We start from the raw sequence: 15,524 nt of genomic DNA, 5'->3' as shown, positions 1-15,524 counted from the left end.
TATGAATTTAAATGACCTGAATTTTTTACCGGAGTGGGATGAAAGCCGCTACAAAGTGGGTCCTGATGATGCAGCAGAAGAGTGGCGCAGAGGCCCGGCCAGGGCAATTGCCAAAGCCATGTACAACCAATGGAGAGAAGTATTTGGTTTAGTGGTTGCCTTTGCAGAGAATCTGGCGGATGATGGCGAAGAAACCCATCCTGCTTCTACCAAGGCATTGATTTATGAGAATGTAATGATTGTTGCTCCCAAGATTATTGGTGCTATCAGCATGGATTTGTATGTATTGAAAATGGAAAATGCATCTGTTATCAGAACCAATGCCAAGCAGATGATGGAACAGATTGGTTTTGCCGTTTTGATGGGTTGGGCAGACGAAGCCCATAAGCAGGTTATAGAAGAAGCTTTATATAAATTCAGAGAACTATACAAGCAATGGGTTAGTACGTTTCAGAAAGACAACTTTGAAGACGAGTGGGGCTTATTTATTTAATAAGCAGACTTGTTCTTTTGCATCGGTTTCCACACTAAATAGAAATATCCCAAAATTAAAATTCCAAGTGTGAAGGGAATCAATGCTATATGCTTATAAGTGAATCCGTTCCAGATTTCAATATGATCAAACCCAAAAAACTCACTGACCATCCAGTAGGAGTTGGCAGAAATCCATACTGTTATCGCCAGATTGTGACATAGCTCCGACATGTACTGACGGGTTCGGTAAGCAATGATAATAGAGATGAGTAAAGTGGGGAGAATCATAGAAGTCCCCAACCATCTGAGTCCCAGACACCAGGCCACATCTTTAAATAACCAGAATACAATGTGGAGATTCTCCATCTTCCGGTATTTCAGCGGAATATCGTATCTGTCATCATGAACCGAAGGGGGCTGCTCCATTCAATATCTTTTGTGGCACAATATTAAATTTTTGTAAGCAATTATCGGCTTAAAATATTCTTCAAACGATCAATGCTCGCCAGTGGGTGTATAGGTTCCCCCTTAATAATATATTGCGTTAGCTGATGGGCAAAGTAAGGTGCCAGACTACAACCCTTGGTTCCCATTCCATTGAGTATGCCAATATTTTTGTGAATAGGATGAAATCCAACAAAAGGTCTTCGCTCAATATTGGCCGGTCTCTCCGATGCCATATGATCCATAATCTGATAGGGTAACTTAAGCCAGTTCTTTAACTGGAATTCCACTTTTTCCTTAAACGCAGAAGTTGGATTCGGATGATCGTACTTCCATTCATAGGTAGAACCTATCCAGAACAAATCTTCTTTCCAGGGCACAAGACTCAGACTTTGTTTGTAAATATGATTTCTTGGCAAGTCGGGTATCGAGGCAATGATAGCTTCCCCTTTATTGGGTGCAAAGGGTAGTAGCTGAAACCAGGGGTTGGTAGCTCCAGCATTCCCATCACAGAAAATAATGCGATTTGCTTTTATATCTTTCCAATGAATGGATTCATCTTTAACTACACAGTCATTGAAATTGAAATCACTCTCTATCAGCGCATTTTGGTGCTGTAATTTTTTTCTCCATGCTGCCAGTAAATTGGTCAGTTGTATCAGCCAGCAGGGATGTATTTCACCAATCCCAAATTGAAGGTGAAAATAGGATTCCCATTTTTTTTGATCTGGCAGTGATAAATATTCTGTTTCGGTTTTTAGCCTTTCAGTAAAAGCTATTTTGTTTTCAGGCGTATTATGAAAATCCAGCACATTGCATTGGCGTATCAATTCAATGGATAATTCTTTTTCCATTTCCTGATAAGCGTTCACTGCAAATGGCATAAAAGTTTCAATCTCCCAGGTTCTTACAATTCTTCTTCCTGTAACAGGATTAATAACACCGCTGGCTACTTTGGTTGCCGTAAATGGATTTGAACTATCTACTACCATTACCTGATGACCTGCTTTCAGCAGGTTCCAGCTTAAAAAACTGCCACATAATCCCTGTCCTATAATGAGTGTGTCTACCTGCATGGTTATTGTTCAATTCTGATTTTAATTGCATTGGAATGAGCTTTCAATGCAGGCGCATACATGCTTTGAACAGAGGCAATGCCTGCCGTGTATAATCCCGTATGTGTGGCTCTGATAGTATAATCCAGTTGATGCGTACCTCTGGACAATGAATGGAAATAATAATTGGTACTTACATCTTTGGTGCTTTGGTAATAGAAAGAACGACTCTTCCATTGGTAACCACTAAGTACATCGGTGGGCTCTGTTGCAGCTGGACGTAAATCTTTAACGTGCACGTAATCTATTTCTCTCTCTGTTTTTATACTCAGTGTTACATTCATCAATTCTCCTACTTTAACGGGCTCATTTTCATTTAATAAAGACCATTGGTTATTTCTGAACACCCGGATGGTTTTATTAATTTCTAATTCACCCTTGCTGGCAGTAATTTCATCCATATTGGCCAAGTATTGCCAGTAGATGCTTCCGTAAGATGGCTGATTGGAAATCATATACTGTGTAGCCGTTGTTACCGTAATATTTCCCATAGACGCATTCACTTTATTTCCTTCGATACGCTTTTTAAAGTAACCGGATCCTTCCATTGCTTTTTCAGTGGCAGTTCCAATAGGGGTAGTATTTCCCAGTTTTATTTGAACTGCTCTTTTATTACTGAACCATTCTCTTGCATTGGCTACAATGCTGTACACAGCATCTGTTGTGCTCATACTGTTTCCCCAATGATTGGCTTCCTTATTTACAATTAGCCAGGTTAGCATACCACTGATCAATTGTTTGTAAGGTTGCTTAGGTAGTGCAGCATTAATTTCACTGAAACAATCAATCATCATACTCTGGTGTTGTACGGGCATGGCATACCAGCGGGAAGTGGTTCTGTTTTTCCAATAAACACCTTTGTATGTATCATTCATCGATTGTTCTGCCAGTGATTTCAAAATTCTTTCAGCGAATGCAGTCTGATTGTTTCTGAGTGCAAGTAAAGCTGCCATTGCCTGGCCATATAGATTTTGCTGTGACCAGTTGGTAAGTGCTTTCTTTAAATAAAACTGATAGGCAGAATCATTGGTAATGGCAATATCTCTGTAAAGACTTCGCATTGTCAAATAATCCAATGGAATGCTTATTAGTGTTGCGGTCTTCTCTTTTTTGTAACGGTACTGAATCTCACTGTCCATATAATGATTGGCTTTCACCAGCATCACTCTTAATCTTGCTGACATAGATGGATCAATGGCGCCGATTCTTTTTAGTTTTCCAATTTGGGTTAAAATATAATTGGTAATATATGAATCTGCATTGCCCCCTTCGAACCAGCTGAAACTTCCGTCTTTACCTTGTAGCTTTTGCAAACGGATGATCCATGCTTCATTTTCATCTGTAATTCTTTCTGCATTGAACTGGTTGGCCAGCTCTTTTAATAGTAGGTTCCCGGATTTTGCATCCAATACCCATGGGGTTTCTTCCAGTAAAATCTGTTTTAATTCATTATTCTTTTCTAAAGGGTTGAGCAAAGCGGTACTATCTTTTCTCCAGGCATCTAATGCCTGACCAATCACAGGATATTTTTTTAGGATATGCAATGCCATCAGGTTGGCATAGATTCGGCTGAATTGCTGTATGGCTGATTGTTCCGGATCTGTTTTCATATAGCTCAGTGCCTGTATGGCATTCCAGGCAGGCTGTGTGGTATACTCAACGGTTAAGGCTTCTGTACTAATACCCTCACTTTGATTGTTGAGAAGCTTGCTGAAGGTAAATGTCTGAGTTGTGTCTTTGGATAAGTAAATCGGAAGGGTTTCTGTAATGAATTGTCTGTTACTTAAAACAGGAATAATATGTTCTTCCCCATCACTAAAAGAATTGGTTTTTGCAACTATCCGAATACGGAGGGGTTTGTTGTAGCTGAATGGAATTTGTACCGGGAATTGGGTAATAGCAGATTGCCCTGCTTCCGCAGTGAAATATTGTTGAGGAAATACATTCTGGAACCATCCGTCTACCGGTGTATTCGTGGTGGCATCCATTAATTCCAGCACTATAGTACCTGTTAATTCTTTTTGCGTAAGGTTGGCAATTTTTACTGGTATTTCCATCTGATCTCCCTCTCTCAGAAAACGGGGTAGGTTGGGTTGCACCATTAGGCTTTTTTGTGTCTGAACCTTCTGTTCGGTAAAGCCCACAGCCAGTTCTTTGGTATGCGCCAGTGTCATCCATTTCCATTGGGTTGTTGCATCCGGAAACTGAAAGCTGAATGTGTATTTACCTGTGCTGTCTGCATACAATTGCGGAATAAAGAAAGCTGTTTCATTAAAGTTCTTTCTTATTTGCAGCTGGTCTTCTGTTTGTTTGTTCGAACGGATGATTCTTCCGTTACGCATGATATCACCGGTTACCGGATCTTTAATATCAACAGTTGAATACACTTTATCATAGCTTTCTTCCATTGCCGGGTTTGTGCCTCTGATAGAAATATTTGCTGGCGGCGGAGCAGCCATGGTTTTTTTAGCCTGTGCTGCTTCATACAAAACCCGGTCTTTTATTTTCCATTGTACGGGAATATTGCTAAGCAGTTTGGGATCTTCATAGGGTTGGGCTTCACAGAAACATTGGTAGTCGTGCAAAAGGGTAATATAACTGGAACGAAATAGATTACTGCTGAATCCTTCCTCGTAATTGGTACTTCCCCATAAGTTTAATCTGTTCCAGTCGTGTGGATATAAAGCATCAAGGCTGGCATCGTACATGCCGGTTAATAATTCTGCTGCTTTTTCATTTGCTTTACTTCCCTCTACTTCAATTTGCCAGCTTTCCTTAGAACCAGGTTCAAAGACATTTCTGAAAGTGCCGGTTTTAACGGATAGTGCTTTATCATTAAACGGAACAGAAATAGATATTGCCTGTTGATACATTCTGCCGTATGCAATAAATACTTCCTGTATGAATATACCACCCTTGTCGCTTTCACTAATTATCAGCTCTTCCTTTGTAATATTTTGCTTTTCTACAAATTGATAAACAGCTTTTGCATTGCTTCTTTTTATTTTTTGAATTACAGTCGGATTGTTGAAAGGATAAGCTTTAACTATTTGTATGCTATCGCCTGGCTTTGTTATGGTTGCAGAATAAAACTGAAAATGGCTTGGATAGGTTCTTGGTTTTTCTGGATTGATTATCTGGATAAACTGAAACGATTTTAGCGTTAGTCCAAAACTGTCAATAGCGGTAGCTATTACTTTGTAAGTGCCCGCTTCCAGCTGGTTTATGTCTGATGCTGTTGCTGCAACCGGCCAGTTGGCTATTTCTGTTTCCTGGTTGTATTCGTCATTGGGGAAATACTTGCGGTAGGTAAGAGAATCGTATATATGCTTATCGGATTGTTCCCAGTATTTTTTGCGAATAAATTGGGTGGGCTCTGACACCTTATAGATGGTTGTTTGAACCGGAATATTTTTTGTTTTTCCTTCTAAGTCTACCACCTGGGGCTCAATCTTTTTCAATTGATTTTGAATAAGCACTGGCGGGATCTTCATAAATAATTTCCATGCAGTTCTGGCTGCGCTGATATTGATATTCCCCGATCTGCTTTCTCCATTTAAATCGGTTACTGTTAACTGAACAATGTAATTCATGGATATGTTTTCATCATTTCCTTTTGTAGAATCATACAAAGCTTTAAAAGGGATAACAAACTCTCCTCTGCCATCTGTTATTCCGTTTCCTGATGCAATAATATTGTCTTCGGATTGAAGTCTTCTTCCATACTGTTTAACCGTGTACACTACTTTAGCTCCGTTAATTACATTTCCAGCATAGCCCATGGCCTGAATGGTATAATGTATGCTATCGTTTAAGCGATAGCCAAACTTGGGCTGGTTAAATACGAGCTGAAGAGTAGGCCTTTTGTATTCTTCTATCTTAATACCGGTACTGGAATAATTATAATCCACTGCTTCAATAGTAAACTGTCCGGTTAATCCACTGTTGGGAATAGGAAACTGACCTGCAATACTTCCAAAATCATTCAGCTGTAGAGAAATTGAATCTACTTTTTGTCTGTTTGCATTATAGAGATAACAAAGAACAACAGCTTTATCAGTGATCAGCTTGGATTGTTTGGTATTCCAATCCCTGGTAATGGCAATGCCTTTGAAATTAATAGTCTGTCCTGGCCTGTATATAGATCGGTCTGTGAAAAAATGAATTCTTCTGTTTGTTTTTTCAAACTGAACAGATGCGCCTTCCAGCTCCTCCAGTGTTCTGTATTGGTATTTATAATCACTGAAGTACAGCTCATTGTTTTTACGGCTCACCTTAATGAGTACACTGTTGTTTATTTTATCTAGCACAATAAAACTTCCCTGTTCATCTGTTTTGGTTTGCAGTATATTTTTTTGTTCTGTAATGCCTGTATTTCTATTGGAATTATTCACGAAAACAGTTACGCTTGCATTGGTAACGGGCTTGCCATCTGTATAGTTTCTAATAAAATAACGTTGATTGTCTTTTACATACACCCATTCTGATACATTGAATTGGGTATATCCCAGTTTGTCTTTTGCAACATCAAAAGCTTTACCAGCGCTGGTTAGTAAAAGATAGGAGCCATCTTTTAGCGGGTCCATTTTAAATTCGGTAAAATGCGTTTGATAATCTCCTGCAGAGGGAAGCGGGATTGCTATTTCTCTTACCAGTTGCTGTTTCTGGATGTTTCTGAGAATTTCTTCTGATGTAATTCCATTTGGATAATAGGCAGGTGAAACCTTGTAGAGTTTACCATACAAAGTATCCAAGTTTTTAAATTGCAGGAAAGCACGAAATGGTTTGTTGCTCTCATTGTAATCTTCCACTTGAAGCCAAGCTTTCTTGTCTTTTATTTCGTTGCGCAAGTCTGTTAAGCCGCTTTTACTCATCTGGGCTGCATTGAGCCTTTCATCTGCTTCTTTAATGATTGTTAGTGCATTAACGAATGCATATCGGTTGGCCGTATCTCTGAAAGGATGATAGTTCCTCCCTTTTTCAGCAGTAAGTCTTGCCAGTTCCAGATATGCATCTGCTATTACTGATGCGTGCGTCTCCATTATAACCGAGGCTCCGGATTTTGTGCTGGTGAATTGCGTTAGTGCGCTTGCATATTCCTTTTCTTTTATGATGCTTTCCTGAAACTGCCATTTCAGAAAATTAAAGCGATACCGTTCCTGTACTGCTTCGCCTGTTTTTTTCCCTTCTATCAATTCCTTATACAAAGCAACAATGACAGGATGGTTGGTCTCGCCTGCTTCATTGCCCAGTCCCTGTGAATAATACCTGATTTGTTCCAGTATGAGTAAATCGTAGACTGTATAATTTTGCAGCGGTTCTGATCCCCCTGCAATAATGGGAGCATATACCTTTAGCGAACTGTTTTTTAAAAGGGATGCATTCGCTTTTGCCTGTTTAAACTGGGCTTCAATACTATCCTTTAAAGATTGTGCATTCCAGTTTTTTCGGTTGTATAAATTCCATCTCTGATTCTCATAATATTCATTGTATTTCCTGGCAATCAGCACGTGTAATAATGAGTTGAGTACCAAATTCTCCCTGATTTGCTGACTTGTTTTTTTCAATGTCTGCAGGGTTTCGGTATAACCTTCTTCTGTGTATTCCTGATTGATCTCTGTTTCATAAATCAATGCCCTGATTTGTTCAGCTTCTTTTTTTTCTGCAACTGCTTTTTTATAAAGTGCTCTCACTTTTTCCAGCGCTGTTTTGGGCAATCTGTCTTTGAGCAATAAACTGTCAATGATTTTATATTGTTCGCTGTAATAAGTATCGCTTGTCTGTGCTTTTATCTGAAAGGAAACCAGTAGTACAATCAGGGAAAATAGTAGGCGCATAGAAATCAATTAGGTATATATGGCTAATGATGCAAGATGCTGTTTTTTGCATAAAAAAACCCGAAGCTGATGGGCTCCGGGTTGTATATTAACAATTTGCTTGTTTATTTTTTTAGTGCAGCAGCCATGGTAATACCAATATCCGCAGGGCTTGCTACTACTTCAATACCGCATTCTGCCATGATTTTCATTTTGGCAGCTGCTGTATCATCTGCACCGCCAATGATAGCACCGGCATGTCCCATTCTTCTTCCGGGAGGAGCAGTTTGACCTGCAATGAATCCTACTACAGGCTTGGTTTTATTGTCCTTGATCCAGCGTGCAGCATCTGCTTCCATGCTACCGCCAATTTCACCAATCATGATGATACCATCGGTTTCAGGATCGTTCATTAATAATTCTACTGCTTCTTTGGTTGGGGTTCCAATGATTGGGTCTCCGCCAATACCAATGGCAGTGCTGATTCCTAATCCGGCTTTTACCACCTGATCAGCTGCTTCATAGGTAAGGGTACCACTTTTTGAAACAATACCAATTCTACCGGCTTTGAAAATAAAGCCAGGCATGATACCTACTTTTGCTTCTTCAGCAGTAATAACACCAGGACAGTTTGGTCCAATTAAACGAGTCTTGCTTCCCTGTAGGTAATTTTTTACTCTTACCATATCCTGTACAGGAATACCTTCCGTAATACATACTACCAAGCCAATTCCTGCTTCTGCCGCTTCCATAATGGCATCAGCTGCAAACGCTGGTGGTACAAAAATGATACTTACGTCAGCACCTGTTTGCTTCACGGCGTCGGCTACTGTATTAAATACGGGCTTATCTAAATGGGTTGTTCCACCTTTATTAGGTGTAACTCCACCTACCACATTGGTTCCATACTCAATCATTTGAGTGGCATGAAACGTTCCCTCTGTTCCGGTAAAACCCTGAACAATGATTTTTGAGTGCTTGTTTACTAATACTGACATAGCCTATCGTTTCGGAGATTTTTAAATTTTGGGCAAAAATAGGTGAAAAACGTTTGCAAAATGTGAAATGTCATTCTGCCACCCCATAAATATGGCATCCGTTTTGTATATTCAATACTTCAAATATAAAAACATGAACACAAAGAGAATTACCCTTATTGTCATTATCGGATTAATTGTATTAATTGGCGGATGCGGTATGAGTGGTTACAATGGATTGGTTAAATTAGATGAAACCGTAAGCCAGTCCTGGAACAACGTACAAAGTGATTATCAGCGCAGGGCAGACCTTATCCCTAATTTGGTGAATACCGTTAAGGGAGAAGCCAATTTTGAGCAGTCAACTTTGCAGGCTGTGGTAGAAGCCAGAGCAAGTGCTACCCAGATGAAAGTAGATGCTAAAGACCTGACTCCGGAAAAATTACAGGAATTTCAGGCCTCTCAAGGTCAGTTATCTCAGGCTTTAGGTCGTTTATTAATGGTTACAGAAAATTATCCTAATCTTAGAGCCAATGAAGCGTTTCGTGGCTTGCAGGCACAGCTGGAAGGAACTGAAAACCGAATCAAGGTTTCCAGAAACGACTTCAACGCTGCTGTAGCTGCCTATAACGTGAAAGCCCGTTCTTTTCCTATGAATATTCTGGCCAGCATAACCGGCTTTAAAGTGAAGGAAGGATTCAAAGCTGATGCAGGTTCTGAGAAAGCTCCGGAAGTTAAATTCTAAAATTGGCCCATGTTTGGATTATTCGGAAAAAAACGAAAAGAATATTTTACCCAGGCAGAGAAAGATGCCATTGTTGCAGCCATTCAAAAAGCTGAACAAAGAACCAGTGGCGAAATCAGAATCTATGTGGAATCCAATTGTGAACTGGTGAATCCGGTGCACAGGGCGAAGGAAATATTTTACCAATTAAAAATGGATCAAACAGCATCCCGTAACGGGGTGCTGTTGTATTTAGCCATGGAGGATCATCAGCTGGCTGTTTTTGGGGATGAAGGCATCCACCAGAAAGTAGGTCATGCATTCTGGCTGAAAGAAGTGGAAATGATGCTTTCCGAATTCAGAGAAAAGCACTTTATAGAAGGAATCTGCCATATTATTGAAGATATTGGTGAAGCCCTGGTGGCCCATTTCCCATACGACGGAACTACTGACAAAAATGAATTACCTGACGAGATTGTTTTTGGAAAATAAATGAAGAAGTTACTACTCATATTATTGTTGGTTGTTTCCTTTGTAACAGGCATTGCTCAGACAGTAGTGCCCCCGCCGAATCCACCCAGGCTGGTGAATGATTATGCGGGTGTGTTAAGCAAGGAGCAGGTTGCCATCTTGGAAGAAAAACTGGTGGCACTGGACGATAGCACTTCTAACCAGATTGCGGTAGTAATTCTGAAAACCCTGGAGGGCTACGAAGTTCAGGAATACGCTAATAAATTATTTCGTTCCTGGGGCATAGGGAATAAAAAAACCAACAATGGGGTCCTGATTCTGGCTTCCATTGAAGATCGTAAAATCTGGATAGAAGTAGGCTATGGTTTAGAAGGTGCAATTCCTGATGTAACCGCTTCCAGCATTTACAGAAATGAAATTGTTCCGGAATTTAAGCAACAGAATTATTATCGTGGAATTGATAATGCCGTTAATGCATTGGCCAAAGCGGCAGTGGGTGAATACAAAACCAAACGGGTTAAGAAAAACAATAACGGAGATAGCGGTGGATCTATACTTACTTTCATTTTTATCATTATCGTTATCATTTTTATTTTAGGCGCAGGCCGTGGTGGTGGCGGAAGAGGTGGCCGTGGAGGCGGAATGATGAGCCGGAGAGGTGCGGCCAATGTGGCTGAAGCTTTGTTGTGGTCTACTTTGTTAGGAGGCAATAATAGAGGTGGAGGCGGCGGCTTTGGTGGTGGCGGCTTCGGTGGCGGTGGCTTCGGCGGTTTTGGGGGAGGTAGTAGTGGCGGAGGTGGAGCAGGCGGGTCCTGGTAATGCTAATATCATGCAACAATTGAATTGGATAGGGGGGAAGTTATTCTGGATACTGATTTTTGCATCGGGTAAACTGAGTGCACAAACTTATTCAATGCCCTTGTTCCGTGTGGTTCATCAGGTTAGTAATATTACCAACCTGCATATTCCCGATCAGCCAATTACCATTCAATCTCAGAAGTCAACTCAAACCAGTTATCGTTTATTAACCCCTGTTTCAAATTATTTTGAACTGGAAGCTACCACTGAAAATATTTCAGGTAGCTTATTTGCTTTTGGCAGAGAAGATAAATTCAACAGCAATGATACTGCCGGACTGCAGTCAGCCGAACAAGCATGGCTGATGGCGAATATTAATAAGCCCAGAAAAATGGTTATCAGCCGTTTTCATGCAAAAGGATTGTTATACGATACAATTGAGTCCAGTAAACCCTTTTACTTTGAAATTGAAGAAGACCCTGGTAAATATTTTTTACCATTTGATAAAAAAACAGTGAAAGCCGGCTTAATCTGGTCAGACTCTACTGTTCAGGATAGTTCCAGGCAATTGCATCAGTACATTATTACAAAAATAATTGACCGGCAGGTTTTTGTTTCCGTTCTTTCAGACTGGTTCATTAAAAACAAATTGAGTCAACTGGGGAAGTCGGTTTTACAGCAGTTTAAAGGTATTGCCCGAACGGAAAGGGTTTACGATTTAGTTTCCGGCATTATGCAGTCAGAGTCTATGAAAGTAAAACTTTCGGGCAGCAGTACGATGGAAAAAGAAGTACTGCCTGTTACCATTGAATTGAGTTCCAGTACTACTGTTTCTTTACCGACGCAGCATTAGTTTCAATCCATCCACTTTCAGAAAAGCCCAATCAATTTCGCATTGTATTTTTCATGGCTTTTTTCATAAAAAAGCCCCGGGAGAAACCCAGGGCTTTGATAATTGGCAATCATAAACTCAATCTGTTCAAGCGAATCAATCTGCTTTTATTGCTTGGCTTTCTCTTTTGCATAGTCTGCCAATGCCTGCTCTCCGCTGGCTTCTTTCTTGGTAGCCAATCCTTTTAAGAACATATTATTGATCACCGGATCTGTTTGAGATCTTGCACTGGATGGAATGGCATTTCTGAATTCCACAATGGCATCCACACCTGCTTTGAATTTAGATGCATCTTTTACTTTCGACAGGAATTCAACCAGAGAACCAATGGCCGTGAATTTTGCCTGTGACAATGGCATTTCGGTAAAGTTTTTCATAATATACTCGTAAGCAGATTCATCGCCATTGGCAATAATCACTGAACTGATTGCAGAACTCAATCTGCCCTTTGCTGTTTGATTTTTCAGTTCATTCGCAATGGCAAAAGCTTTCTTTCCATCCAAATCGTTCAATGCCATCAAAGCTGCCCCGGCAACTGAATAGGAAGAGTCTTTGATGTAGTTTTCAAACTGAGATGCATATGTCTGATTTTTCAATCGGCCCAGTATACTGATGGCATCTGCTCTTACTAATTTGGATGGGTCATTCTTAGCCAGGTTTTCAATAGTTGCAATGGTTGCTTCTGTTAATTTGGCATTGCCGAAACTACCCAAAGCCTTCATTCTGATTCTGAAATATGGGTCTTTCAAACCTGCTTCAACCAATGCATATGCTCCTGGTTCTGTAATTTTTTTACCTGCATAGTCTATCGCTTCTCTTCTGTCTAAATAGTGACCACCATATTTCATCTGGTGCGCATAGGCTTCCATGGTTTTGGATTCTTTTTTCACTGCAAGCAACACTCTTTCAGGATCTATATTCACCAGGTCGGGTTGTGTGGCTACATCAAAATAAAAAGTATCAGCTGCATTTTTTGCCCAAACCATTTCTCTTTTTTTATTGGCACCATGGTAAATATCTATCAGAATAGGAAGCTGATAAATCTGATGAGTTTGTGTTTGCTTAATAACTACCATCAGCTTTTTAGCGGTGCCATCGTATTGCTGACTCAATGTTAAATTCGGATGACCACTATTGAAATACCACTGATTAAAGAACCAGTTCAGGTCTTTTCCGGTAACAGCTTCAAAAGCCAGTCTTAGTTTATGTCCGCTACCTGTTCCAAATTTGTTATCGGTTAAATATTTATTCAGCGAAGCAAAAAACGCATCGTCTCCCACATACTTTCTAAGCATGTGAAGGATTCTACCGCCCTTACTATAACTCACTGCATCAAACATGTCTTCCTGCGTATCGTAATAAAATCTTACCAGGTGTTTGCTTGCATCGGAAGGGCTGTTTAAGTATCCATTCATTGCACTCCAGTTTATAAAAGCCGCTTCGTCTTTTCCCTGTTTGTATTCTGCCCATAAATATTCACTGTAATCGGCAAAGCTTTCGTTTACCGTTAGGTTGCTCCAGCTTTCTGCGGTTACATAATCCCCAAACCAGTGGTGAAATAATTCGTGCGCTATGGTTCCTTCCCAGCTATTGCCATCGGTTAATTCTCTGGCATCCTGTTGTGCCGATTCCTGATGCAGGGTAGCAGTGGTATTTTCCATGGCACCACTTACATAATCTCTTCCAGTGATCTGGCTGTATTTAACCCATGGATAATCCACGCTTAATTTGCTTGAAAAATATTGCATCATTTCAGGCGTGTTCCCAAAAATGCTGCGTGCTACTTTTTCATAAGGCTTCTCTACATAATAGCTTACTTCCTTACCCTTGTAGGCATCTTTAATTACTGCGTAATCACCCACACCCATAAAGAACAAATAAGGTGCATGCGGTAAATCCATCTTCCAGCTATCGGTTCGGGTACCATTTGCATTCAGGGTTTGTTTAACGAGTTTGCCATTGCTGAGTGTAACATATTTGGCAGGCACGGTTAAATTAAACTCCTGTGTTGTTTTTTGATTGGTCTTGTCGATGGTTGGTACCCAAACAGAAGTGGCTTCTGTTTCTCCCTGGGTCCAGATTTGTGTGGGCTTGTTTTTGTCTTCTCCTTTTGGATTAATGAAATACAGACCCTTTGCATCCGTGATGGCTGCGCTCCCCTTAACTTCCAGTTCATCGGGCTTTGCTGTATAATCTATATATACCGTATAGCTTTCGTTACGGGTGTACGATTTATCCAGTTTAACACGAAGCACCCATCCATCGTATTGGTACTTTAACGGAATATTCTTACCAGCTTTTACTATTGCCAGTTGTTTAATGTCCATCCCCTTGGCGTCTAGCTGTAAACTGTCTGTTGCATAAAAGTGCGGCTTCAGGGTAATCCAGACGTTTCCGTTTAACCTGGACTGGCTATAATCGAAATTCGCATTCAGTTTGGTATGTACCAGGTTATTAATTTTTTCCGGAACAGACCTGTATTGCTTGTTGGTCTCTTTTCCCGCTTCCTGTGCTGTTAAATTGCCCAGCTGTGCCAGGGCAATAATCAGTAATAGTTTCTTCATAATCTGTTTTAAGTAGTAAATTTGAAAAAAGCAAGTTTACATGTTCATGCGTAGTATGCTACACCGTTTATCCTTTTTAACCGGACTTTTATTAATGGCGCTACTATCCAATGCCCAAAATAACTTTTTGTATATACAGTCCGAAAACAATCAGCCTTATCATATACAGCTTAAAGGTAATATCCATTCTTCTAATGCAAAAGGGTATTTATTAATTCCTAATTTACCTAATGGCGATTACAGCATGGTGCTAGGTTTTCCTTCCGGTGCTTATCGGGAATACAATTTTAAATTCAGCATCAACAGCAAGCCCAAAGGCTATGCATTAAAGATTACTCAGGATGGAGAATGGATGCTGATGGATATGGTTACCCTTGCCTTGGTTAGGGGAGAAGCACCTGAACAACCTATTACTGTGCAGCCGGGAGAAAAGCAAATAGAAAAATTATCTGATCGTGTAACCGATGCGGGTATTGAGCAGGTATATAAAGTAAGGAATGGGGGTAAGGCCGAAAACCTGGTTATTTTGATTCCGGTTCCCAAGCCGGTTACTGTTCGAGAGGCACAGAAAAAGCAGAACCGATAACCATGCCCCGATTTTTTATTGAACTCTCTTACAAGGGCACTGCCTATCATGGCTTTCAGATTCAGGATAATGCAGCTACTGTTCAGCTGGCACTGGAAAAAGCCATGCTTACTTTATTTAAAGAGCCCCTAGCTTTAACAGGATCTTCCAGAACAGATGCGGGTGTGCATGCATTGCAGAATTATTTTCATTTTGATACGGAACTCCCGATTACCGATAAGCATGTATATAACCTGAATGCGATTCTTCCTGATGATATTGCCGTGCGCAGCATTCGTTTGGTAAGTGATACTGCCCATTGTCGTTTTGATGCGTTGGGTCGCGAATATCATTACTATATATATCAGCAGAAAGATCCGTTTATGAAGGATCGCGGCTGGTATTATCCTTTTGAACTCGACTTCGACTTACTGCAGTCTGCAGCAGCTACTTTAAAAGAGTACACAGACTTTACCAGTTTTGCCAAACGCAATACACAGGTATTTACCCATAATTGTTCCATTGATTTGTCGGGGTGGAGCAAACCCGCCGCGCAACAACTGAAGTACACGGTTTCCGCCAACCGTTTCCTGCGCGGAATGGTCCGTGGTTTGGTAGGAACCATGCTGAAAGTGGGTCGCAAACAAATTAGTCTGGATACCTTCAAAGAAATCATTGAAGCAA

The 15,524-nt window shown here is 40.5% G+C and carries 12 protein-coding genes (1 of these 12 cut by a window edge); 7 read left to right on the top strand and 5 right to left on the bottom strand.

Annotated elements, in window-relative coordinates; all coding sequences use genetic code 11:
* The first annotated feature begins 1 nt into the window (after nt 1).
* The gene (locus tag P767_RS17620; protein WP_051417212.1) at nt 2-493 is read left to right on the top strand and encodes a hypothetical protein; all 492 of its coding nucleotides are present in this window, start codon (nt 2-4) and stop codon (nt 491-493) included.
* On the opposite strand, the gene P767_RS0107150 is transcribed toward P767_RS17620, so the two are convergent.
* The 4 genes from P767_RS0107150 to sucD form a co-directional block, all read right to left on the bottom strand.
* The gene (locus P767_RS0107150) at nt 490-900 is read right to left on the bottom strand and encodes a hypothetical protein (RefSeq protein ID WP_037351681.1); all 411 of its coding nucleotides are present in this window, start codon (nt 898-900) and stop codon (nt 490-492) included. The genes P767_RS17620 and P767_RS0107150 overlap by 4 nt on opposite strands.
* 41 nt (nt 901-941) lie before the next feature.
* Entirely contained in the window at nt 942-1,994 is a 1,053-nt protein-coding gene (locus P767_RS0107145) for an NAD(P)/FAD-dependent oxidoreductase (RefSeq protein ID WP_026763956.1), read from the bottom strand.
* A 2-nt stretch (nt 1,995-1,996) separates the two neighbouring features.
* Nucleotides 1,997-7,870 carry an alpha-2-macroglobulin family protein gene (locus P767_RS0107140; protein ID WP_026763955.1) on the bottom strand — a complete coding sequence of 1,958 codons (5,874 nt, stop codon included), beginning with the start codon at nt 7,868-7,870 and terminating at the stop codon, nt 1,997-1,999.
* Nucleotides 7,871-7,974: 104 nt separating this feature from the next.
* The gene (gene sucD / locus P767_RS0107135; protein ID WP_026751345.1) at nt 7,975-8,847 is read right to left on the bottom strand and encodes a succinate--CoA ligase subunit alpha; all 873 of its coding nucleotides are present in this window, start codon (nt 8,845-8,847) and stop codon (nt 7,975-7,977) included.
* A 133-nt stretch (nt 8,848-8,980) separates the two neighbouring features.
* On the opposite strand from sucD, the gene P767_RS0107130 reads away from it, so the two are divergent.
* The 4 genes from P767_RS0107130 to P767_RS0107115 are packed head-to-tail and all read left to right on the top strand — an operon-like array spanning nt 8,981 to nt 11,672.
* Nucleotides 8,981-9,571, top strand: a complete 591-nt coding sequence (locus P767_RS0107130; RefSeq protein WP_026751346.1) for a LemA family protein — start codon at nt 8,981-8,983, stop codon at nt 9,569-9,571.
* Between the two features lie 9 nt (nt 9,572-9,580).
* Nucleotides 9,581-10,042 (top strand): TPM domain-containing protein, encoded by a 462-nt coding sequence (locus P767_RS0107125; protein ID WP_026751347.1) that lies wholly within the window; start codon nt 9,581-9,583, stop codon nt 10,040-10,042.
* Nucleotides 10,043-10,840, top strand: a complete 798-nt coding sequence (locus P767_RS18975) for a TPM domain-containing protein (RefSeq protein ID WP_026751348.1) — start codon at nt 10,043-10,045, stop codon at nt 10,838-10,840. It begins immediately after the preceding gene.
* A gap of 10 nt (nt 10,841-10,850) precedes the next feature.
* Entirely contained in the window at nt 10,851-11,672 is an 822-nt protein-coding gene (locus tag P767_RS0107115) for a hypothetical protein (protein WP_157611411.1), read from the top strand.
* A gap of 146 nt (nt 11,673-11,818) precedes the next feature.
* Here P767_RS0107115 and P767_RS16255 read toward each other — a convergent pair whose 3' ends face one another.
* The gene (locus P767_RS16255) at nt 11,819-14,275 is read right to left on the bottom strand and encodes a M1 family aminopeptidase (protein WP_051417211.1); all 2,457 of its coding nucleotides are present in this window, start codon (nt 14,273-14,275) and stop codon (nt 11,819-11,821) included.
* A 46-nt stretch (nt 14,276-14,321) separates the two neighbouring features.
* Between P767_RS16255 and P767_RS0107105 the strand changes: the two genes are divergently transcribed.
* Together P767_RS0107105 and truA are read left to right on the top strand one after the other, a co-directional pair.
* Nucleotides 14,322-14,861 carry a hypothetical protein gene (locus P767_RS0107105; protein ID WP_152530878.1) on the top strand — a complete coding sequence of 180 codons (540 nt, stop codon included), beginning with the start codon at nt 14,322-14,324 and terminating at the stop codon, nt 14,859-14,861.
* Between the two features lie 2 nt (nt 14,862-14,863).
* Nucleotides 14,864-15,524 carry the 5' portion of a tRNA pseudouridine(38-40) synthase TruA gene (truA, locus tag P767_RS0107100; RefSeq protein WP_026763954.1) on the top strand. 71 nt of this gene lie beyond the right edge of the window, so 661 of the gene's 732 nt are visible here — the first part of the coding sequence; its start codon is at nt 14,864-14,866; its stop codon lies off the right edge, out of view.

The organism is Sediminibacterium salmoneum NBRC 103935 (genome assembly GCF_000511175.1).
In the GTDB taxonomy this organism is placed as follows: domain Bacteria; phylum Bacteroidota; class Bacteroidia; order Chitinophagales; family Chitinophagaceae; genus Sediminibacterium; species Sediminibacterium salmoneum.
The sequence above is the reverse complement of the archived record's forward strand: the minus strand, read 5'-3'. Positions and strand labels throughout refer to the sequence as shown.

Coding starts and splice junctions, on each gene's coding strand:
- P767_RS0107105 (WP_152530878.1), top strand. CDS start 14,322: ATGCGTAGTATGCTACACCGTTTATCCTTTTTAACCGGACTTTTATTA.
- P767_RS0107140 (WP_026763955.1), bottom strand. CDS start 7,870: ATGCGCCTACTATTTTCCCTGATTGTACTACTGGTTTCCTTTCAGATA.
- P767_RS0107125 (WP_026751347.1), top strand. CDS start 9,581: ATGTTTGGATTATTCGGAAAAAAACGAAAAGAATATTTTACCCAGGCA.
- sucD (WP_026751345.1), bottom strand. CDS start 8,847: ATGTCAGTATTAGTAAACAAGCACTCAAAAATCATTGTTCAGGGTTTT.
- P767_RS18975 (WP_026751348.1), top strand. CDS start 10,043: ATGAAGAAGTTACTACTCATATTATTGTTGGTTGTTTCCTTTGTAACA.
- P767_RS17620 (WP_051417212.1), top strand. CDS start 2: ATGAATTTAAATGACCTGAATTTTTTACCGGAGTGGGATGAAAGCCGC.
- P767_RS0107130 (WP_026751346.1), top strand. CDS start 8,981: ATGAACACAAAGAGAATTACCCTTATTGTCATTATCGGATTAATTGTA.
- P767_RS16255 (WP_051417211.1), bottom strand. CDS start 14,275: ATGAAGAAACTATTACTGATTATTGCCCTGGCACAGCTGGGCAATTTA.
- P767_RS0107145 (WP_026763956.1), bottom strand. CDS start 1,994: ATGCAGGTAGACACACTCATTATAGGACAGGGATTATGTGGCAGTTTT.
- P767_RS0107115 (WP_157611411.1), top strand. CDS start 10,851: ATGCAACAATTGAATTGGATAGGGGGGAAGTTATTCTGGATACTGATT.
- P767_RS0107150 (WP_037351681.1), bottom strand. CDS start 900: ATGGAGCAGCCCCCTTCGGTTCATGATGACAGATACGATATTCCGCTG.